At 71.9% G+C, this 20,801-nt stretch carries 18 protein-coding genes, 1 tRNA gene and 1 other RNA gene; 6 read left to right on the top strand and 14 right to left on the bottom strand.

Translation table 11 applies throughout. The annotated features are described in order from the left end of the window. Positions 1-3,369: a DNA polymerase III subunit gamma and tau gene (locus tag AC24HA_RS03055; RefSeq protein ID WP_425708004.1), complete on the bottom strand. Its 3,369-nt coding sequence runs from the start codon at positions 3,367-3,369 to the stop codon at positions 1-3. A 54-nt stretch (positions 3,370-3,423) separates the two neighbouring features. Continuing rightward, positions 3,424-3,520, bottom strand: an RNA gene (gene ffs / locus AC24HA_RS03050) — signal recognition particle sRNA small type. A 129-nt stretch (positions 3,521-3,649) separates the two neighbouring features. Here ffs and AC24HA_RS03045 point away from each other — a divergent pair. Both AC24HA_RS03045 and AC24HA_RS03040 read left to right on the top strand, forming a co-directional pair. Continuing rightward, positions 3,650-3,734: transfer RNA gene (locus AC24HA_RS03045), tRNA-Ser, on the top strand. Between the two features lie 182 nt (positions 3,735-3,916). Continuing rightward, entirely contained in the window at positions 3,917-4,492 is a 576-nt protein-coding gene (locus AC24HA_RS03040) for a TetR/AcrR family transcriptional regulator (RefSeq protein WP_425708003.1), read from the top strand. A gap of 4 nt (positions 4,493-4,496) precedes the next feature. Here the strand turns inward: AC24HA_RS03040 and AC24HA_RS03035 are convergent, their stop codons facing one another. Genes AC24HA_RS03035 through AC24HA_RS03000 form a run of 8 tightly spaced genes read right to left on the bottom strand, consistent with a single transcriptional unit; the run spans position 4,497 to position 12,482 of the window. Beyond that, complete coding sequence (locus tag AC24HA_RS03035) at positions 4,497-5,669, bottom strand: XdhC family protein (RefSeq protein WP_425708002.1); 1,173 nt, start codon at positions 5,667-5,669, stop codon at positions 4,497-4,499. Further along, on the bottom strand, positions 5,666-6,166 hold the full coding sequence (locus tag AC24HA_RS03030; protein ID WP_425708001.1) for a (2Fe-2S)-binding protein: 501 nt from the start codon (positions 6,164-6,166) through the stop codon (positions 5,666-5,668). The genes AC24HA_RS03035 and AC24HA_RS03030 overlap by 4 nt, the downstream gene beginning before the upstream one ends. A 2-nt stretch (positions 6,167-6,168) precedes the next feature. Then, positions 6,169-7,005, bottom strand: coding sequence for an FAD binding domain-containing protein (locus AC24HA_RS03025; protein ID WP_425708000.1), 837 nt, complete (start codon positions 7,003-7,005; stop codon positions 6,169-6,171). 10 nt (positions 7,006-7,015) lie between these two features. Then, positions 7,016-7,744, bottom strand: coding sequence for an enoyl-CoA hydratase (locus AC24HA_RS03020; protein WP_425707999.1), 729 nt, complete (start codon positions 7,742-7,744; stop codon positions 7,016-7,018). Further along, positions 7,741-10,083, bottom strand: coding sequence for a xanthine dehydrogenase family protein molybdopterin-binding subunit (locus AC24HA_RS03015; protein ID WP_425707998.1), 2,343 nt, complete (start codon positions 10,081-10,083; stop codon positions 7,741-7,743). Before AC24HA_RS03015 ends, AC24HA_RS03020 begins: the two co-directional genes overlap by 4 nt. After that, positions 10,080-10,847: an SDR family NAD(P)-dependent oxidoreductase gene (locus AC24HA_RS03010; RefSeq protein ID WP_425707997.1), complete on the bottom strand. Its 768-nt coding sequence runs from the start codon at positions 10,845-10,847 to the stop codon at positions 10,080-10,082. Before AC24HA_RS03010 ends, AC24HA_RS03015 begins: the two co-directional genes overlap by 4 nt. Before the next feature lie 10 nt (positions 10,848-10,857). Beyond that, complete coding sequence (locus AC24HA_RS03005; RefSeq protein WP_425707996.1) at positions 10,858-11,691, bottom strand: MBL fold metallo-hydrolase; 834 nt, start codon at positions 11,689-11,691, stop codon at positions 10,858-10,860. Next, positions 11,676-12,482, bottom strand: coding sequence for an SRPBCC family protein (locus AC24HA_RS03000; RefSeq protein WP_425707995.1), 807 nt, complete (start codon positions 12,480-12,482; stop codon positions 11,676-11,678). Before AC24HA_RS03000 ends, AC24HA_RS03005 begins: the two co-directional genes overlap by 16 nt. A gap of 84 nt (positions 12,483-12,566) precedes the next feature. Here AC24HA_RS03000 and AC24HA_RS02995 point away from each other — a divergent pair, with 84 nt between their 5' ends. Further along, complete coding sequence (locus AC24HA_RS02995; RefSeq protein ID WP_425707994.1) at positions 12,567-13,049, top strand: acyl-CoA thioesterase; 483 nt, start codon at positions 12,567-12,569, stop codon at positions 13,047-13,049. A 4-nt stretch (positions 13,050-13,053) separates the two neighbouring features. Here the strand turns inward: AC24HA_RS02995 and AC24HA_RS02990 are convergent, their stop codons facing one another. From AC24HA_RS02990 to AC24HA_RS02975, 4 genes are all read right to left on the bottom strand, one after another. Further along, positions 13,054-13,788, bottom strand: a complete 735-nt coding sequence (locus AC24HA_RS02990) for an alpha/beta fold hydrolase (protein WP_425707993.1) — start codon at positions 13,786-13,788, stop codon at positions 13,054-13,056. 37 nt (positions 13,789-13,825) lie between these two features. Further along, complete coding sequence (locus AC24HA_RS02985) at positions 13,826-15,385, bottom strand: solute symporter family protein (RefSeq protein WP_425707992.1); 1,560 nt, start codon at positions 15,383-15,385, stop codon at positions 13,826-13,828. Then, the gene (locus AC24HA_RS02980; protein ID WP_425707991.1) at positions 15,382-15,732 is read right to left on the bottom strand and encodes a DUF485 domain-containing protein; all 351 of its coding nucleotides are present in this window, start codon (positions 15,730-15,732) and stop codon (positions 15,382-15,384) included. Before AC24HA_RS02980 ends, AC24HA_RS02985 begins: the two co-directional genes overlap by 4 nt. A gap of 153 nt (positions 15,733-15,885) precedes the next feature. Beyond that, positions 15,886-16,383, bottom strand: coding sequence for a TetR-type transcription factor C-terminal domain-containing protein (locus AC24HA_RS02975; RefSeq protein ID WP_487563577.1), 498 nt, complete (start codon positions 16,381-16,383; stop codon positions 15,886-15,888). Positions 16,384-16,587: 204 nt separating this feature from the next. Here AC24HA_RS02975 and AC24HA_RS02970 point away from each other — a divergent pair, with 204 nt between their 5' ends. From AC24HA_RS02970 to AC24HA_RS02960, 3 genes are read left to right on the top strand one after another with little or no spacing between them, the layout of a single operon-like run. After that, on the top strand, positions 16,588-18,195 hold the full coding sequence (locus AC24HA_RS02970) for a class I adenylate-forming enzyme family protein (protein WP_425707989.1): 1,608 nt from the start codon (positions 16,588-16,590) through the stop codon (positions 18,193-18,195). Next, the gene (locus tag AC24HA_RS02965; RefSeq protein WP_425707988.1) at positions 18,192-19,313 is read left to right on the top strand and encodes an alcohol dehydrogenase catalytic domain-containing protein; all 1,122 of its coding nucleotides are present in this window, start codon (positions 18,192-18,194) and stop codon (positions 19,311-19,313) included. Before AC24HA_RS02970 ends, AC24HA_RS02965 begins: the two co-directional genes overlap by 4 nt. Beyond that, complete coding sequence (locus tag AC24HA_RS02960) at positions 19,310-20,800, top strand: NAD-dependent succinate-semialdehyde dehydrogenase (RefSeq protein ID WP_425707987.1); 1,491 nt, start codon at positions 19,310-19,312, stop codon at positions 20,798-20,800. The genes AC24HA_RS02965 and AC24HA_RS02960 overlap by 4 nt, the downstream gene beginning before the upstream one ends. Position 20,801: the final 1 nt, after the last annotated feature.

Raw genomic sequence — 20,801 nt, 5'->3', positions numbered from 1 at the left:
CTACGTCCCCGGGGGGACATCGGCGCCCGGTGACCGTTTCTCGAGGATCCGCGCGCCGAACGCGGAGATCAGCAGGTCGACCCCCATGAGGCCGGACTGGTCCGCGTCCTCGTCGTCCGGGGAGGGCTGGTCGTCGGCCGGGTCGACCCGGGGCCGGGCCGGGCGTTCCTGACCGGTGCCACCCGGTCCGGTGCCGGCGCCCCGCCCGGCGTTCCCCGCAGGCTCCTCGCCGCCGTCGAGGGGTCGCTGCCCGGGCAGCACGACGGGCGGCGGCTCCGGACCGTCGTCCTCGGGTGCGTAGCGCTCGTCCGGGGGCGGGTGGTCGCCGTACACGCCCCGGTCCGCGGTGTATGCGCCGGCGCCGTCGCGCCCGGCGCCGGGCCCGTACGCCTCGGCGCCGGCCGCGTCAGGACCCTCCGTGTCGGAACCGTCCACGTCGGGACCGGCCGCGTCCTGGTCCGGGCCGACGACGGAGCTCTCGTCGACGGCCTCGCCCACCGGGCCGCGCGGCCCGGCCGGGGCGGACCAGCCGTCCTCGTCCGCGACCTCGGGTCCGGGCAGGTCGGCGAGATCGTCCTCGTCGGGACTCGCGCTCACGCCCGGCCCCGCGCCCGGACCGCCGGGTGAGCCGGGCGATGTCGCTGCGCCGGGCGAGGTCGACGACGTCGGAGCGGCCGGCGACGTCGACGACATCGGTGTGGTGGGTACGGGTGCCACGGACGCCGGGGCCACGGAGGCGGCCCGTTCCGAGCCCTCGTCCCCGGCCGCGGCCTCTCGCAGGGCTCGGCCGGGCACGGCCACGGCCGGCCAGCCGTCCGGACCCACCGGCGGCGGGGCGGGCGGGCGTGACTCCGTCGCCTCAGCGCTCACCGGCGGCGGGGCGGGCGTGCGTGACTCCGTCGCCTCGTGGTCGAGGGGGGCGCCCGGCGGACGGTGGCCGTCGGACGGCGCGCGGTGGCCGTCGGCGGGCGGGCCCGGGTCGGTCTCCGGCTCCGCGTGGGCGTGCGAGGACGGCCCGCCGTCCGGGTCGACGGCAGGCTCGCCCTCGGGCGTCAGGGGGACGCCGGGCGTCGGCGCGCCCTGCTCCGGCGGGTGGGCTCCGACCTCGGAGCCGTCCCCGGTGGCCGCGCCGGGCTTCGGGGCGTGCGGCGGTGCGTCGTACGGGTCCGCGGGGGGCTCGGGCTCGGGGGCTCGATGACCGGGGTCGTCGTCGGAGCCGCTGCCGCGCGCGCCCGCGGGTCGTCCCGGGCGGGGCGAGCGTCCCCGCGCCCCGGACGTCTGGGCGTCCGCACCGCCGCCGGGAGGAGCGCCCGCCACGGCCGACGTCGTGCGGAGCCGCACACCGAACGTGCGTCGCAGCGCCTCCTCGACCGGCTCCGCGTGCCCGCCGTTGCGGAAGGCGTCGGCGAGTCCGGCACTCGGGAAGTCGAGGCGCACCTCGTCCGAGGAGACGTCGCCGACGACGGCGTTCTGCGACACGAGCGCCCAGGTGGCGCGGCGCAGCCCGGCCAGCACCTCGACGACCTCGCTCCAGCGTTTCGAGACCGCCTCCGGGCCGATGCCGTCCGCCGTCCCGTCGGCCGCGCTCGGGCCAGCGGTGCCGTCCGCGGGCATGTCGCCCTGCGATGCGCCTCCCTGGCCCTCCGGGCGGTGCGGCCCCGCTGGCGTCGGGGCGTCGTCCCGCGCCTGTGCGGTGCCCGACGGCGGTGGCACCTGCCGGTCGGCCGCCGGCTCTGCGGACGGGGCCGGCGGCGGTGCCGCTGCCGCGTCCGCGGCGACTCCGTCCGGTGCCTTGCCCGCGGTCGACGGGCTCGTGGTCGAGCGGCTCACGGCACCCGGACGGTCCGCCGACTCTGCCGGCGACGCGCCCCCGTCGGACGACCCGCCGGACGACGGCGCCACGGGGGGCGAGAGCATGTCGCGCCAGTCCGGCGCGACCACGGGCTCCGGCGGCACCTGCGCGGGCTCGCTCCCCGACCCGGCGGGCGCGGCCCCCGCGTCCGACACCTGCCCGCCCGCGGACGAAACGCCCGGGCCGGGGTCGACCTCCGTGCGGGCATCCCCTGCAGGGCGGCCTGCGGCGAGCGGACCGGCACCCTCGATCTCCCGACCGACGTCGCCGCCGGTCGTCGCGCGCCCGGGTGCACTCCCTCGGGCGGGCGGCGCCTGCGGTGCCGACGCGCCGCCGTCGTGGGCGATCGCCCCGCCCGAGGCGAGGGCCTGCTCGACCGTCTCGACGCGCGCGAGGATGCCGGCCTCCGCGTCCCCGACGCCGGGCAGCAGGATCCGTGCGCACAGCAGCTCGAGGTGCAGGCGCGGGCTCGTGGCCCCGGTCATCTCCGACAGGGCGGCGTTCGTCAGGTCGGCGGCCCGGCTCAGGCGGGCGGAGCCCATGCGCTGAGCCTGGTCCTGCATGCGCGTCAGCTGGTCCTGCGGGACCCCGCGGAGCACGGAGTCGGCCTGCTCCCCGGCGACCGAGATGACGACGAGGTCGCGGAGCCGCTCGAGGAGGTCCTCGACGAACCGTCGGGGGTCGTGGCCGGTCGCCACGATGTCGTCGACGACGTCGAACAGCGCTGCGCCGTCCCGGTCGACGAGCGCGTCGACGACCGAGTCGAGCAGCGCCGAGTCGGTGAACCCCAGCAGCGCGGAGGCGCGGTCGAGTGCGAGCGTGCCGCCGGCCGAGCCCGCCACGAGCTGGTCGAGGACCGACAGCGAGTCACGGACGGACCCGCCGCCCGCCCGCACGACCATCGGCAGGACGCCCTCGGCGACCTGCACCCCCTCGGCCTCGGCGAGCGAGCCCAGGTAGCCGGTGAGGACCCGGGGCCCCACCAGCCGGAAGGGGTAGTGGTGCGTGCGCGAGCGGATCGTGCCGATGACCTTCTCGGGCTCCGTCGTCGCGAAGACGAACTTCACGTGCTCCGGGGGCTCCTCGACGAGCTTGAGCAGGGCGTTGAAGCCCTGGGGCGTGACCATGTGCGCCTCGTCGAGGATGAACACCTTGTACCGGTCGCGCACGGGGGCGTAGGACGCGCGCTCGCGCAGCTCGCGGGCGTCGTCGACGCCGTTGTGGCTGGCTGCGTCGATCTCGACGACGTCGAGCGAGCCACTTCCCCCGCGCGCGAGCTCGACGCACGAGTCGCACGTCCCGCACGGGGTGTCGGTGGGGCCCTGCGTGCAGTTGAGGCAGCGCGCGAGGATCCGGGCCGACGTGGTCTTGCCGCAGCCGCGCGGACCGGAGAAGAGGTAGGCGTGCGTGATGCGGCCGGTGCGCAGCGCGGCCATGAGCGGCTCGGTGACGTGCTCCTGGCCCACGACCTCCTGGAAGGTGTCCGGGCGGTACCGGCGATACAGGGCTGTCGTCACGGGGTCGACCCTAACCGGGCGAGGGGACACGGTGCGTCGCGTCCCCACAGGGCATGAAGGGACCCCCCGCGCACCCGGTAGAGCCCGCCTACCCTTGCTGCCTTCCGGCCCTGGGGGGGTTCAGCGAGATGCCGCCGCACGGGGGGTCTGGTGACAAGTCTACAAGTCGTGGGGACCGGTGCCGAGGACTGTGGCCCGTCACTCGCCGTCGGGGCGTGAGGCGCCCGGCCGACTCGGGTAGGATCGATCCCCGGTACCGCGCGCCCCGGCACGCGGCCCAGGAGGATTCGCCTAGTGGCCTATGGCGCACGCTTGGAAAGCGTGTTGGGTGCAAGCCCTCGAGGGTTCGAATCCCTCATCCTCCGCAGGGAGAAGCCCCGGATCCGCAAGGGTCCGGGGTTCTTGCTTTCACTACGCGGGCAAGAGCAGCGCCTGTGGCGAACGCGCGTTAGTCTTCTGGACGAGCAGGACGTCGCGCATCGCACACGGTCCGGGAGGGTCATCGATGGTTCAGGGCACCAGCACCCCCACGGAGAGAGCTCCCGCGGTGTCGAGCGCGGCAGTGCTCGACATGGCTCTCACGCTGTTCGCGGAACGCGGGTACCACGGCACCACGCTCCGCCAGATCGCCGAGGCACTCGGGATCAGGACACCGAGTCTCTACAACCACATGACGTCGAAGGCCTCGCTGCTCGACGCCATCACCACCAGCACCATCACCGCTGTGGTCGACGAGTTCACCGCGGCGACCGAGGGTGTCACCGACCCGGTCGAGCGCCTCCGCCGGGCGACCGAGGTGTACGCGTTCCGGCATGCCGTCCACCGCCGGGAGACCATGGTCGTCAACGGGGACGCCGTCCACCTCGAGGACCCGGCCCGGAGCCTCGTGCGCGAGAAGCGTCGCTGGCACGAGAGGGCGTTCAGACAGATCATCGTCGACGGTGTGGACGCCGGCGTGTTCGACGTCGAGTCCGCCAAGCTCGCCTCGTTCGCTATCCGCGAGATGTGCGTGAGCGTCTCGCGCTGGTTCCGCGTCGGCGGCGGCGACACGACGCCCGAGGAGCTGTCCCGGCAGTATGGCGAGTACGCGCTGAGGATCGCCGGAGTGCGTCGGACCGCGTAGCCGCCTAGCGGTGGATGGGCTGGTCGAGCTCGCTCAACGGCCTCCCGGAACCACCCCAGCTCGACGCGATGATCTCAGCGGCGATCGACACCGCCGTCTCCTGCGGGGTGCGACCACCGAGGTCGAGCCCGATCGGGGACGAGAGCCGGGAGAGCTCGTCGTCCGAGAAACCGCGCCTGCGCAGCTCATCGATCCGGTCCAGGTGCGTGCGACGACTTCCCATGGCACCGACGTAGCCGGCGGGACTCCGCAGCGCGAGCTCGAGCAGCGGCACGTCGAACTTCGGGTCGTGCGTGAGGACGCAGATGACGGTGCGAGCGTCGACGGAGATTTCGGCGAGGTGATCGTGCGGCCACGCGACCACGATCTCGTCCGCGTCGGGGAACCGACTGCTCGTGGCGAAGACGGGCCGCGCGTCGCAGACCGTGACGTGATAGCCCAGGAACTTCCCGATCCGCACCACCGCGGCGGCGAAGTCGATCGCACCGAAGACCAGCATCCTCGGGGGCGGGCCGAAGGAGTGGACGAACACCTCGAGGTCCTCGAGGCGGCGCTGGCCCGTGGCGCCGATGGTGACGACCTCCGAGGTGCCGTGCATGAGGCGGGCCCTCGCCTCGTCCTTCACGGCGGCGTCCAGCGTGCCGTTGCCGAGGCCACCGACCGCGCCGTCCGGCCGGACGACCACGTACCCGCCGCGGGCCCCGGCGGTCGGACCGGGGTCGCGGCCCGCGCCGGCTCCACCGTCGGCATCGTCCTCGGCGTCAGCGCGGGAGCCGGGGTTCACACCGGGGACCAGGCTCACCAGCGCGACAGGTTCGCGCGACCGGACGTCGTCCACCACCGCGCCGAGCTCCGGGAACAACTCGCGGTCGACGCGCTGCACCAGGAGCTCGATGGTGCCCCCACAGGTGAGGCCGACCGCGAAGGCGTCGTCGTCGCCCACCCCGTAGGTCACCAGCTCCGGCCGCCCGGTGCGCAGGACCTCCTGGGCGACCTCGTACACGGCGCCCTCGACGCACCCGCCCGACACGCTCCCGACGACCTCCCCCGTGCCCACCACAGCCATCGCGGCACCAGGGGGCCGAGGGGCCGAGCTCCAGGTACGGATGACGACCGCGACGGCGAACGGGACGTCGGACTCCCACCAGCCGACGAGGTCGTCCAGGATGTCCTTCACTGCTCGGGGCCCACGACGGCGCCCTCCTGGAACCCGCGCAGCTCGGCGGCGGCCTGCTCGACCGCGTCGACGATCCCCATGTATCCGGTGCACCGGCAGATGGTCCCGGACAGCTCCTCCCGGATGTGCTCCCGGGAGGGGTTCTCCTCGCGGTGGAGGAGGTCGAGCGCCGACATGAGCATGCCCGGCGTGCAGAATCCGCACTGGAGGCCGCCGCACTCGCCGAACGCCTTCTGCAGCGGGTGCAGGGTGCCGTCGTCGCCGGCCATCCCCTCGACGGTCGAGACAGACATCCCGTCGGCCTGGACCGCGAGCATGAGGCAGGCGCGCGCGGGCTCGCCGTCGACCAGCACGGTGCACGCACCGCACACTCCGTGCTCGCAGCCCAGGTGCGTGCCCGTGAGGTGGAGGTCCTCGCGCAACGCGTCCGCGAGCGTCCGCCGCGGCTCGACGTCGACCTCGACCGCGGCACCGTTGACCGTGAATCTGACCTTCATCCTCAGCCTCCTGTTCTGGCGCTGGCCACGGCGCGTGCCACGGCCCTCCGGGTGAACTGCTCGGTCATCGCCCTGCTGTAGCGGGCTCCGGGCGCGTCCTCGTCCGGGATGGCGATCCCGTCAGCGGCGGCGCGGGCGGCCTCGTCGATCCGCTCATCGGTCACCGTGCCCTCGTCGAGGACGCGCTCGGCTCCGGTCGCGCGGTGGGGCACGCCGCCGACTCCGCCGACGGCGATGCGCCACGAGCCATCGACTGTCGCGGCACAGACGGTGACGAGACCGAAGTCCCCGTGCCGGCGGGACAGCTCCGTGAAGCCCCAGAGCTCCGGCAGCGGGAGCGTCACCCGGGTCACCATCTCAAGCTCCTCGAGGGACGACTCCATCGTCCCCACGAACATCTCGCTCGCCGGGATGTCCCGGGCCCCGTCGGGGCCCGTCACGTGGATGACACCGTCGAGGGCCGCAACGACCACCGGGAGCTCCGCGGAGGGGTCGGCGTGCGCGAGACTGCCGCCGAAGGTGCCGCGCGACCGGATGGCCGGGTGCCCGATCCACTTCGCCGCGGCGGACAGCAGCGGCACCTCGTCCTGCCGGACGAGGTCGACGTGCCGCACGAGCGCTCCGATCCGTACCGAGTCGCCGCGCACGTCGATGGTGCTGAGCCCGGGGATCCGGTTGACGTCCACCAGGATGCTCGGTCGGGACATCCTCATGGCCAGGACGGGCATGAGGCTCTGTCCGCCGGCGATGATCTTGCCGTCGCCGTCGGCCTCGTCGAGGGTCCGGATGGCGTCGTCGACGGTGGAGGCCCGGACGTAGTCGAACGGTGCAGGTTTCACGGTGGCTCCCTCAACGTCCCTGGAAGACGGGCGAGCGCTTCTCCGTGCGTGCCCGGCGTGCCTCGGCGGCGTCGTCGCTGTCCCAGCACCGCAGGAACTCCGCGTCGATATCTGCGGGCCACGCGGCGGGCTCGAAAGCCGCCTCGAGAGCCCGCTTCGAGTACGAGAGCGTGAGCGGAGCCAGGTTCGACATCTCCTCGGCCCAGGCCATCGCGTCGTCGAGATCACCGAGCCGTTCGGTGAGACCGAACGCCGCGGCCTGCTGCGCCGTGAACGACGCCGCGCCCAGCAGGAGCGCCCTGGCCGGCCCGCCGCCGGCCAGGAGCGCGAGCCTGCGCACCGTCCACGGGTCGACGGCCAGCCCGTTCCGCCCGGTGGGGACGGCGAACACGGCGTCCGGGGCCGCCACCCGTAGGTCGCAGGCGATGGCGAGCTGGGTCCCCGCGCCGATCGCCGGCCCGTTGACGGCGGCGACCACCGGCACGGGCGACGAGGTGATCGCGCCGAGGGTGCCGTAGAGGGCGTCGCGGAAGTTCGCGCCGTAGACGCCGTCGAGGTCAGCACCGCCGCTGAAGCTGGTGCCGCGTCCCGTGATGACGACGACGCGGGTGCCGTCGTCGGCCGCCTTCTCGACGGCGCCGCGGATGCCCGCCAGGTGCTCGATGTCGAGCGCGTTGCGCTTGCTGTGCCGGTCCATCTCGACGAGCGTGACGGAGCGGCGTGCGGTCGTGCGGATCATTGCATCGCCTCCCAGACGGTCGCCGGCGTGACCGGCAGCTGTGTGATCTCGAGTCCCAGGGCGTCGGAGACCGCGCCCGCGATCACGGCGTTGGGTCCGAGCGTCCCGCCCTCTCCGACGCCGCGGACGCCGAGCGGGTTGTCCGCGTGGTGCGAGACGTGCTCGATCGTCAGCTCGGGGATCTCGTAGGTCGTGGGCATGAGGTAGTCCATGAGACTGCCGGTCGCGAGGTTGCCCGACTGGTCGTATATGAGGTGCTCGTACATCGCCCCGCCGATCCCTTGCGCGATGGATCCGGCGATCTGGCCGTTCACGACCAGCGGGTTGATGATGCGACCCGCGTCCTCCACGCAGATCCAGTCCAGGATCTTCATCTGTCCGGTGGCCCGGTCGAACTCGATGACGGCGGCCTGTGCGCCGGCCGAGAATGCTCCGAGGATGGGATCGAAGAAGCGCGTGGCCTGCAACCCGGGGTCGATCTCCTTGGGCAGCCGGTTGGACTCCAGGTAAGCGATCCGGGCCACCTCGGCCAGCGTCATGACCGGGTCTCCGTCCAGCCCGTAGATCGTCCCGTCCTTCACGGTGAGGCTGTCCGCCTTGGTCTCGAAGAGGGCCGCCACCAGCTGAAGGATCTGCTCCTGGACGGCGGTCCCGCTCAGGTGGGCCGCTCCTCCGCCGATGACCGCCTGCCGCGAGGAGAACGCGCCGAAGCCCCACAGCGCCTCGTTCGTGTCGCCGATCCGGACGTTGACGTCCTCGTACCGGACCCCGACGGCGTCCGCGACGATCTGGGCGATCGTCGTCTCCTGCCCCTGGCCCTGCGACGTCACGCCGGACAGCACGGTCACCGTCCCGTCGGCCTCGACCCGGACGGTGCAGGCGTCGTGCCCCGTGCGGAACGGCATCCGGGGGCCCGCCGCGGCGGCACGACCGAGACCGGTCAGCTCGTTGTAGCAGGCCACCCCGAGGCCGATCGGGTGCTCCCCCGCGTCGCGACGACGCTCCTGCTCGGTGCGGAAGTCCTCGTACCCGACGAGGGTCAGCGCCTTGTCCAGGCACTCGCGGTACCAGCCGGAGTCGTCCACGAGGCGTGAGGGCATGCGGTAGGGCACGGAGTCGATGAGGTTCCGGCGACGCAGCTCGATCGCGGTCGTCCCGAGCTCGAGCGCCGCGGCGTTCATCACGGACTCCATCGCGAACACGGTCGCCGGCCGCGCGACGCCGCGGTACGGCCCGGCGTACCCGGTGTTCGTCGTGACTCCTCGCGTGGTGCACCGGTAGTTGGCGAGCTTGTAGGGGCCCGTGAGCAGGCCTCCGGCCATGAGCGGCTCGATGCCGGCGGTCCACGGGTACACCGAGTAGGCGCCGATGTTGCAGGTGATGTCCGCCTGCAGAGCGATCAGCTCGCCGTCCTCGGTGAATCCGGCCTTCATCAGGTACCGGTGGTCGCGGGCATGGGCCGCCGCCTGGAGGTGCTCTGCCCGGTCCTCGACCCACTTGAGCGGGATACCCCGCATCTCTCGCGCCATGAGGCACAGCGCGACGTCCTCGGGGTAGAGGATCGACTTCGTACCGAACCCGCCGCCCACGTCGGGGGCGATGACCCGGACGTTGCCCTCCGGCAGGCCGAGCAGCTCGGCGAGCATGTTGCGCACGAGGTGGGGGATCTGGGTCCCGGACCAGTAGGTGAGCCGCTCCTCCGACCGGTCCCAGAGTGCGACGCCCGCGCGTCCCTCCATCGGGTTACCGGCGTGCCGGTTGGTGATGTACTCCCGCTCGACGACGACCGTCGCACGTTCGAATGCCTGGTCGACATCGCCGGCGTCGAACTCGCGCTCGAGGAGGACGTTGTCGGGCGCCTCCTCGTGCACCGGCACACCGGACGGCTCCCAGGCGAGCGTCGTCGCCGGCAGCGGGTCGTAGTCCACGCGGATCTGCTCCAGGGCGTCCTCGGCCCGGTAGCGGTCGCCCGCCACGACGGCGGCGACCGGCTCCCCGACGAACCGCACCTTGTCCCGCGCCAGCGGCGGCTGCGCGGTCTCCACGTACGACTTCAGGGCGGACCTCGCGCGCAGCTCCGTCGTCGCGAAGCTACTGCTCGTCCCCGTGAAGACGGCGTCGGCCCGCACGGCCGAGGTGTCGACGTCGAGGATGCTCGCGTGCCCGTGAGGGGAACGGAGGAAGGCGACGTGACGCATCCGGGGCAGGACGAGGTCCGAGACGTAGTTGCCGTGTCCCGTGAGGAGCCGCCGGTCCTCCTTGCGGGTGACGCTGCGGCCGATGGCGCCCTCCGTGGGCTCCGCGTGCGCGTCCGTGGTCTGCTCGTGGGTGGCGCTCATGGCATGGAGTACCCGCCGTTGACCGACAGGATCTGACCCGTGGTCCACGACGAACGAGGTGAGGACAGGAGGAGGACCGTGGGCGTGATGTCCTCCGTGCGGCCGAACCGGCGCAGCGGGTAGGCCGAGAGGATCTTCTTCATTTTGGCCTCGTCGGCGTTGCCCGTGTGCTCGGCCAGGCTGCCCGTCTGGACGAGCGCGATGGAGACGGCGTTGGCGCGGATCTTGTGCCGGGCGAGCTCCTTGGCGAGCGACTTCGTGAGCCCGAGCGCCGTCGAACGCGCCGTGGCGGTGACCAGCAGCCGCGACTCTCCCACACGACCGGAGTCGCCGGTCATGGTGAGGATCGAGCCCTCGGTGCCGTCCTCGACCATCTGGCGCGCCACCGCGTGGGTCATGCGGAGGGTGCCCGTCACGGTGATGTCGATCTGCGGTAGCCAGTCCTCCTCGTCCGACTCGAGAAAGGGCTGCGAGACGGCCAGTGCGGCGTTGTTGACGAGGATGTCGATCGGTCCGAGCTCGCGTCGCACGGTCGCCACCGCCTCGGTGACCGCCTCACCGTCCCGCACGTCGCAGCCGACCGCGAGAGCGCGGACGCCGGCGGAGCGCGCCTCCTCGGCGGCCTCCTCAGCGCCCGCGGAGGACGAGCCGAAGTGGAAGGCCACGTTCGCGCCCTCCGCCGCGAACGCCAGGCCGATCTCCTTGCCGAGCCCCTTGCCGGCGCCGGTGACCAGGACGTTCTTGCCGTGCAGATCGAGATCCATCTTCGTTCCTTCAGATCGAGGACCAGCGGGGTCCAGTGGGGCCGGCGACGAGACGGCCGGGCCGGAAGTCGGGGAAGTGGGCGGCCGCGATGACCGCCCCGGTGTCGGTGAACTCCTCGACGAGCTCGGTGCGCGAGCGCGCCGCCAGCTCCTGGTCGTGGTCGTGCCGGAACCTCCAGCCGGTCTCCACGAGCTCGACCGGGCTGTGCGCCAGGTCCCCGACGAGGACGAGCCGGTCCTTGCCGTCCGAGACGACGAACGACGTCGAGCCCGGGGTGTGCCCCGGCATGGGCCGGGCGTCGAGGCCCGGAGCGATGGTGCGACTGGCGTCGAACGTCTCCAGCTGCTCCCGGATCGGCTCGAGCTTGCGCAGGGCCCCGGGCTGGGCGTCCGGGGCGTCGACGAAGTGGTTCCAGTCCGCCTCGTGTACGCGATAGGTGGCCCTGGGGAAGACGGGGCTGCCCTTCTTGGAGACCCAGCCCACGTGGTCGAAGTGGAGGTGCGTGAGGAGAACGTCGGTGACGTCCTCGACCTCGACGCCATGCACGCGGAGGCTCTCGAGCAGAAGCCCGCCCTTGTACCGGCCGTTGTCGATCGTGCCCGCACCGGTGTCGACGACGATCGTCCGGTCGCCGCTCTGCAGGAGGTACCCCCCGACGGCAAGGTGGAGGTCGCCTTGCTCGTCGAGCAGGTCTCCGTGGCACGACCAGCCGTCGGCGTGCCCCTCCCGCGTGAGAACGTCCCGGGCGACCTCCCGCCCGTGGCCGTCCTCGAGCGTGAGCACGCGAAGGTCGCCGACCTCGATGACCGGTCCGCTCGAGCGCCCGGTCACTGCTCGCCCCATGTGTGGTCCGTCGGCACGGGGACCGCCTGCCAGGCACCCTGCGGCAGCGTGACGTGGATGTGCAGGCCCCCTGCGGGCCAGCCGCCGGCCCCGGATCCGGAGCCCCCTCGGCGGCGCAGCAGCGCCGCGCCGAGCCCCAGCACCGCCAGGGCCCCGGCGACGGGGAGGAGGTACTTGGCGACGGCCGGTCCTATGGACATGACGTCGAGGGGTTCGACGTCGTCCGCCGATGACGAACGTGCGGTCGGGCGCGACGCCGCCTGGGGGGTGCCATCCTTCGCGCCTGCGGCTGCACCGTCGCCTGCGCCGGGCTGCACCGAGCCCGGATCGGACGGCGCCGCCAGGGACCCGCTCGCCAGCTCCTCCTGGAGGTTCTTGGCGAATCGGCTGAGGATCTTGCCCGCGACGTCCGCGACGATGCCCCGACCGAAGCCGGCGACGCGGCCCGACAGGTTGAGGTCGGTGTCCACCTGGACGCGCGTGCCGCCGCCGTGCTCCTCGAGCGTGACCGTGAAGAGCGCCTCGACGCCCCCCTGGCCTCCGACGTCGGTGCCGGCCGCCCTGATCACCGCACGGTGGTTCTCGGCGTCCTTCTCCACGAAGCGGGCGACGCCCGAGTACTTCGTCGAGACCGGCCCCACCTTGATCTTGACGATCCCGTGGTAGTCCTCGCCGTCAACGCGCTCGATCGCGCCGCCGGGCACGCACGGCATCACCCGTTCAAGCTGCTCGAGCGTCCGGAAGGTGTCGTCGACCGGAAGGTCGACGGTGAAGGCGTTGGTCAGCTCCATCGGTACCCACTCCCTGTACTAATGAACGTTTGTTCGTTACAGTACGGAGGTCATCTCAGACCTGTCAAACCTCGGAGGCACCGCATGGGCACGACGACCGATGCACGGGCACTGACCCGCACGAACTTCCCCGTTCTGATCCCCCAGACGACGCGGTGGGCGGACAACGACATGTTCGGACACATGAACAACGCCGTGTACTTCGGACTCTTCGACAGCGCGATCAACGGATGGATGGCCGCGCAGACCGGGCGCGACCCTCAGGAGTCGCCCGAGATGCCGGTCGTTGCCGAGTCCACCTGCCGCTTCTTCCGTGAGGTCGGCTTCCCCCATCCGGTCTCGACCGGGCTGCGGGTCGCCAATGTCGGGCGCTCCAGCGTGGTCTACGAGCTGGGCCTGTTCGACGACCGGGAGCCCGACGGGACCGTCTCCGCGTACGGCAGGTGGGTCCACGTGTACGTAGACAAGGCGTCCCGCAGCACGGTCTCGGTTCCCGACCCGGTCCGCGACGCCCTGGAGCAGCTCCGGGTCGAGGACGGCGGCGAATCCGCGGGTGCCGTGAGCTAGTGGTTCAAGCCTCGACCGAGTCCCAGAAGTCCGCGACGAGGGAGTTGTAGCGCTCCGCCTCGCGCGGGACGCTGTGGCCGGACCCAGGCACCAGCTCGCGGTGGCCGCCCGTCCGGGCGGCCACCGCGTCGCACGTCGCCTCCATCCCGGCGACGGACCCGCTCGAGAGGACGAGCACCGGCACGCGCGCATCCGCCAGGCGCTCGAGTTCCGGCCGGGCGGTCCACGGGCGACGTTCGCCCCGGAGCAGCTCCACGCCCCTGACCGCCGCCGGCGGCAGACCTCCCGGGTACTTGCGCTCGTCGATGAGGTCGGCCAGGCGGTCGAACCAGGTGTGCGGGTCGAGCCCGGTGTCGTCCCACAGGTCGGCGGCGTCCTCCATCAGTCGGCGCGCGGCCGGGTCGTCCGCGGCGATCCCGTATATCGGGGGCTCACTGACGACGACCGACCGCACGCGCTCCGGATGACGGGTGGCGAGGGTCAGGCTGACGACGGCGCCGTAGGAGTGCCCGACCAGGTGCGCGCCGTCCGGGAGCACGTCCTCGAGGAGGTCCGCCTCGTCGTCGAAGTCGACCCGGGCCCGAGCGGGCGTCCCACCGTGGCCCGGGCGGTCGACGACGAGGAGGCGACGTCCCTCCGCGAGGGGTCGCTGCCGGCGCCACATGAGCTCGCCGCCCGCGCCGCTCCCGTGGACCAGCAGGGCCTCGGGCCCCGCCGAGCCCCAGACGTTGACGTGCATCGTTCCTCCTCGGGAGTCGTAGCGCCGGCGGACCGGATCAGTGCGAGCTCGCGCCCTCGGCGCCGAGGCCGGTCATGGACCGGACGTGAAGCTCGGTGTAGCGGTCCTCGTCCGTGTCGCGCCGAGCACCCAGCAGGGTGCCCACGAAGCAGCCCAGGAAGCCGAGCGGCACGGAGACCAGGACCGGGAACACCATGGGGAACAGCGCCTCCTCCGGCCCACCGGGCCACACGTGCGGCCCGACGAGGATGAGGACGACAGAGCTGATGAGCCCCACGAAGATGCCCACGACCGCACCCGCCGTGTTGAACCGCTTCCAGATGAGGGAGAGGACCAGCGCCGGGAAGTTCGCGCTCGCCGCGACCGAGAGCGCCAGGCCCACGAGCACAGCGACGTTGGTCGAGCCGCCCACCATGAGCGTGACGACGATCGCGAGCCCCCCGACCACGAGGGCGGCCAGGCGTGCGACAAGGGTCCCCTGCCGCTCGTCGCGCGGCTGACCGTGCTTGAGCACGTTGAACCACAGGTCGTGAGAGACCGCTCCGGAGGCGGAGATGAGGAGTCCGGCCACGACAGCCAGGATGGTCGCGAATGCGACGGCGGTGACGACGGCGATGAAGATGTCGCCGCCCACGGTTCCCGCGCCGCCACCGAGGTGCTCGGCCAGGAGAGGTGCGGTGAGGTTGCCGCCGGCCGTGGCCTCCTCCGAGCCCTCCGGCAGCAGGTGACGCGCGCCGTAGCCGAAGAACGAGGTACCGATGAAGAAGGCGCCGATGATGCCGACCGCCCAACCGACCGAGTTCCGCGCGGCCTTCGCGTCGGGCACGGTGAAGAACCGGATGAGTACGTGCGGGAGCGCCGCGGTGCCGATGCCGTAGGCGGCTGCCGAGGACAGGGTGTTCCACGGGCTTTCGCCGGTGCCGCCCGGGCCGAGGTAGCCCTCACCCAGAGGGTGACGGTCGGCCGCGGCGTCGAAGATGCCCAACGGGTTGAGGCCGGACTGGGCGATGATCCCCACCGTCAGTGCGATGCCGACCGAGAGCAGCAGGACAGCCTTGATGATCTGGACCCAGGTCGTGGCGAGCATGCCGCCGAACACGACGTAGGAGAGCATGACCACGCCGGTGATGACGACCGCGGCGTCGAAGCGCAGGCCGACGAGGGCCTGCAGGAGCACGCCGGCGCCGACCAGCTGGGCGACGAGGTAGAAGATGGCGATGACCAGGGTGGCGATGCCGGTCGCCCCGCGCACCGGCCGCGCCGACATCCGGAAGGACAGCACGTCTGCCACCGTGAACTGGCCGGCGTTGCGCATGCGCTCCGCGAGGAGCAGGAGGATGAGGATGAAGGACCACAGGGCCGCCATCGCCATGACCCAACCGTCGAACCCGTTGAGGTAGATCAGACCGGTGAAACCGAGGAAGGTCGCGGCCGACATGAGGTCGCCCGAGATCGCCAGGCCGTTCTGGCGGGCACTGATCCCGCGGCCTGCGGCGTAGAAGTCCGCCTGGGTGCTCGTGCGACGCGAGGCCCATACGGTGACACCGATCGTCACCACGATGATCAGGGCGAAGAAGATGAAGCGGGTCATGTTCATCGCGCAGCCACCTCCTCGGCGACGAGGAGCGCGCGCTCCTGCAGGGGCACGAACACCCTGTCGGACATGCGGATGTAGAGCCAGGTCACGACCCACACCAGGGCGAACTGGGAGAAGCCCAGCAGGTACGCGAGCGAAAGGCCCGGCACGAGGATCGTGGCCATGAGGTCGGGGGCGAACGCGATCAGCAGGAGAAACCCACCGAACCAGGCGATCGAGAACGTCAGCGCGGCGCGGACGAACCTGGACCGACGCCGGACGAGCTCCCGGAACGGCTCGCTGCGCGCGACCTCGTCGAGGATCTTCTGCTTCTCCCTCTGCTCGGGCGAAGAGGTGTGTTGCGACATCGTTGTCTCGTTTCTCGTCGTGCGTGCGTGGCAGCCCGGACGGGCTAACGTGCGATAGTTAGTTAGGCACACCACTCACTGCCTGTCAAGGGCCGAGCAGCACGCCTGGTACCGGAGCTCACCCAGTGGCGACGGACAGGTGCGCGCCGCTGCTCAATCGCGGGCACCGGCCATACGAAGGGCGTAGTCGGCGTAGATCTCCGCAACCTCGGCCGCACTCCGATCGCCGCCGCCGTCGAACCACTTGGCCACGGACACGCACATCTCGAGCACGCCGAACGAGACGAGCGCCGGATGCTCCGTCCCGAACCGACCGTTCGCGACCCCGGCCTCGATGAGCCCCCGCACGCCGCGCTCGTGCCGGCGCAGCAGGGCCAGCGCGCGATCGCGCGCCGGAGGCGCCAGGCTCCGGGCGTCACGGTTGACGATCACCGCCTCGCGAGGGTGCGTGGCGTGCCGCAGGGCGTAGACGCGCACGGCCGCCCACAGGCGGCGCTCCGGGGTTCGCTCCGTCCGCACGGCATCCTCGAAGTCGCGCCACACCTGCTCGGCGGTCGCCAGCACGATCTCCTCGAGCAGGAGATCCTTCGACGCCATGTGGTTGTAGAGGGACGGCGCACGGACACCCAGCAGCGCAGCGACCTGCCCCATCGATGAACCATGGAAGCCGACACGGGCGAACGTGGTCAGAGCGGCCTCACGCACACGCCCCGCGTCGATCGTGCCCCTGGGGCCACCGGCCTCCGACTGTGCCATCCGAATCAACCGCCAGCTCCTCGATCCCGCCCGAGGCTTCCCCTCGGGCCCTCCTCACGCTAGGCTAACGAATACTCGTTAGTAAACGAAGGAGGTTCGATGCTGAACATCGACGCAGTGCGCACCGTCCCCGAGCTGCTGGCGGAGCATGCTCATGCAGGTCAGGACAAAGTGGCGTTCGTCGACGACGTCACGGCAGTGACCTACGGCGACCTGGACACGCGGACCTCTCGGCTCGCCGGCCACCTTCTCGCCGCCGGCCTGAAGCCGCAGGAGCGGGTACTCATGTACCTCGACAACAGCGTCGAGGTGGCCGAGGGATACCTCGCCGCTCCACGCTCGGGCCTCGTCACGGTGTGCGCGAACCCGGCCGCACCCGCAGCCGAGCTCGCCCACATCCTCACCGACAGCGCAGCCCGGGCGGTCCTCACGGACCAGGAGCATCTCGACACGGTCCTCGAGCTCGTCCCCGGGACCGATGTCGACCTCGTCATCGTCACCGGCGCGGCGCCGGTGGACGCCGGTGCGGTCGACGGATCGGTCCGGATCCGTCGGTACGACGACCTGATGGCCGTCGAGCCCGACGTCCAGAGCCCCGACTCGACCGGCCTCGACGAGTGGTGCTGGATGCTCTACACGTCGGGGACCACCGGCCGTCCGAAGGGCGTCAAGCTGACGCAGCGCAGCTGCCTGTGGGTCGTCGCGGCCTGCTGGAGCACCATCGCCGACCTCGGCCCGGACGACCTCGTCCTCTCCCCGCTCCCCCTGTTCCACTCCTACGCGCTCGTGCTGTGCGTCCTCGCGATCGTGGCGACCGGAGCGAGCGAGCGGATCCTCAGGTCGTTCTCCCCCAGCAAGGTCCTCGACCTGCTGGCGAACGAACCGGTGACCTTCTTCCCGGGCGTCCCCACGATGTTCCGGTACCTCATCGACAGGTCGCCGACCGACCGGATCGAAGCACCACATCTACGTCTCTGCGTCAGCGCAGGCGCCAACATGTCGGCGGACCTCAACGCGGAGTTCGAGGAGTTCGCCCAGGTCCGTCTTCTCGACGGGTACGGGATCACCGAGACGTCGACCATGGTGACCCTCAATTCTCCGACCGCCAGCCGCGTGCTCGGCTCCTGCGGGATGCCGCTCCCCGGGCTGACGGTGCGGCTCGTCGATCCGGCGAGCCTCAAGGACGTCGCGCCGGGCGACGAGGGGGAGATCTGGGTGCAGGGCCCCAACGTCATGCTCGGCTACCACAACCTGGACGGCGCCACCGCCGACGTCCTCACGAACGGCTGGTACCGCACCGGCGATCTCGGCCAGCGCGACGAGCACGGGTTCCTGCGCATCAGCGGCAGGGTCAAGGAGCTCATCATCCGCGGCGGCGAGAACATCTACCCCGCCGAGGTCGAGGCTGTCCTGCAGCGCTGCGACGGCGTCGCCGACGCGGCCGTCGTGGGTGCACCCCACCCCATGCTCGGTGAGGTGCCCGTCGCCTACGTCGTCCCCCCGGACGGTAGCGCCCTGGACCACGAGGCGGTCCTCTCCGCGTGCCGCAAGGACCTCAGCTACTTCAAGGTCCCGGCCGAGCTCATCGAGGTCAACGAGATCCCGCGCACGGGCTCCGGGAAGATCCGGCGTTTCCAGCTGACCAAGAACCGACCGGAGCTCCCGAAGGACTCCGGCACTCCCCAGAAGATGGAGGCGAGCAGATGAAGATCCGTGGAGCAGTCCTGGAGGAGATCGGCCGCGAGAGGCCGTACCGGAGCACCCGTCCACTCACCGTGTCCGAGCTCGAGCTCGACGGCCCCGGGCCGGACGAGCTGCTGGTCCGGATCGAGGCGGCCGGTGTCTGCCACTCCGACCTGTCCGTCATCGACGGCAACCGCGTGCGCCCGGTCCCGATGCTGCTCGGGCACGAGGCCGCGGGGCGCATCGAGCAGGTCGGCGACGGCGTCGACGACCTGCAGGTCGGGCAGCGCGTGGTCCTCACCTTCCTACCCCGGTGCGGGGACTGCGAGGGATGCGCGACGGACGGCCGGGCGCCCTGCGTCCGCGGGAGTCTGACGAACAACGAGGGCACCCTGCTCCGAGGCACGAACCGGCTCGAGCGGGACGGTCAGGAGGTCAAGCACCACCTGGGCGTCTCCGCCTTCGCCACCCACGCGATCGTCGACCGCCACTCGGTGGTCCCGGTCGACGACGACGTGCCCCCGGAGGTGGCCGCCGTCCTCGGGTGCGCCGTGCTCACAGGCGGCGGTGCCGTCGTCAACGCCGCGAATCCCAAGGACGGCGACGTCGTCATGGTCGTCGGTCTGGGCGGTGTCGGGATGGCCGCACTCCTCACCGCGCTCGCGCACGCGGGCGTCACGGTGATCGGCGTCGACGGCGTGGACGACAAGCTCGCGGCGGCACGCGCGCTCGGCGCCCACGAGACGTACTCGCCGGCGGAGCTGGCCGAGAAGGGCGTCAAGGCCTCGATCGTCATCGAGGCGGCCGGCAACGCCCGCGCCTTCGACAGCGCGCTGGCCGCGACCGCACCGGGGGGGACGACCATCACGGTCGGCCTGCCCTCACCCGACGCCTCGGTCGATCTCAAGCCGCTCGGGCTGGTCGCCCAGGGGCGGACCATCGTCGGCAGCTATCTCGGCTCGGCCGTCCCGGCCCGCGACATCCCGGTCTTCGCCCAGATGTGGCGGGAGGGTCGCCTGCCGGTCGAGTCGCTGATCTCCTCCCGCATCACGCTCGACGGCATCAACGTCGCGATGGACCAGCTGGCCGACGGCGTCGCGATCCGCCAGATCATCTCGTTCGAGGACGGAGCCACCGCATGACCACCATCGCTGCACGCGACGAGAAGGACCTGCTCGCCACGGTGAGGAACGAGCTGTACATCGGCGGTGAGTGGCGCGCCGCCGGCTCCGGAAAGACGTTCGCGGTCGAGGATCCCGCCACCGGCGACGTCCTCCTGAGCATCGCGGACGCGACGGCGGAGGACGGTCTCGCGGCCCTCGACGCCGCGACGGCCGCACAGGAGGAGTGGCGACGCACCGCGCCCCGCGTCCGCGGAGAGATCCTGCGCGCCGCCTACGAGGCCGTGGTCGCGCGCACCGACGACTTCGCCCTGCTCATGACCCTGGAGATGGGCAAGCCGCTCGCCGAGGCCCGGGGCGAGGTCGCCTACGGCGCGGAGTTCCTCCGGTGGTTCTCGGAGGAGGCGGTACGCATCGACGGTCGGTACTCCACCGCGCCGGACGGGAGGACGCGACTGCTGGTGCACAAGAGGCCCGTCGGCCCGTGCCTGTTCATCACGCCCTGGAACTTCCCCCTCGCCATGGCGACGCGGAAGATCGGTCCCGCGATCGCGGCTGGCTGCACGATGGTGGTCAAGCCCGCGAGCGCCACGCCGCTGACCACTCTGCTGCTCGCCCAGGTGCTGGCCGACGCGGGCCTTCCCGCCGGCGTGCTCAACGTGGTTACCACGTCGAGCGCGAGCTCGGTCACCGGCCCGCTCCTCCAGGATCCGCGCCTGCGGAAGCTCTCCTTCACGGGGTCCACCGAGGTCGGGCGGCGCCTGCTCAAGGACAGCGCCGACCAGGTGCTGCGCACCTCGATGGAGCTGGGCGGCAACGCGCCGTTCCTCGTGTTCGAGGATGCCGACCTGGAGGCGGCCGTCGACGGCGCCATGCTGGCCAAGCTCCGAAATATGGGCGAGGCCTGCACCGCCGCGAACCGCTTCATCGTCCACGAGTCCGTGGCCGAGGACTTCGCCTCGCGCCTGGCCGACCGTTTCGGGGCGCTCCGGCTGGCCCGGGGCACCGAGGAGGGCTCGGACATCGGTCCGCTGATCGACTCGGGCAGTCGGGACAAGGTCGAGGAGCTCGTCCGCGACGCCGAGAGCGGCGGCGGGCGTGTGCTCACCGGCGGCGCGCCCGCGGATGGTCCCGGCTACTTCTTCCCGCCGACCGTCATCACGGACGTCGCGCCGGACGCGCGCATCCTCCACGAGGAGGCGTTCGGCCCGGTCGCGCCGGTCGTCACGTTCTCCACGGAGCAGGAGGCCGTCACCCTCGCGAACTCCACCGAGTACGGGCTGGTCGCCTACGTGTACACCCGGGACCTGGCCCGGTCGATCCGTCTGACCGAGGAGATCGAGGTGGGCATGCTCGGCGTCAACGTCGGCGTCGTGTCGAACGCAGCCGCTCCCTTCGGCGGGGTCAAGCAGTCCGGTCTCGGTCGCGAGGGCGGTGCGGAAGGCATCGAGGAGTATCTCGAGACCCGGTACGTCGGTCTCGCCGACCCGTACGCCTCGCTGACGTAGG

It is taken from the genome of Georgenia sp. Z1491 (assembly GCF_057652395.1).
This window is presented reverse-complemented; position numbering and strand designations above follow the sequence as displayed.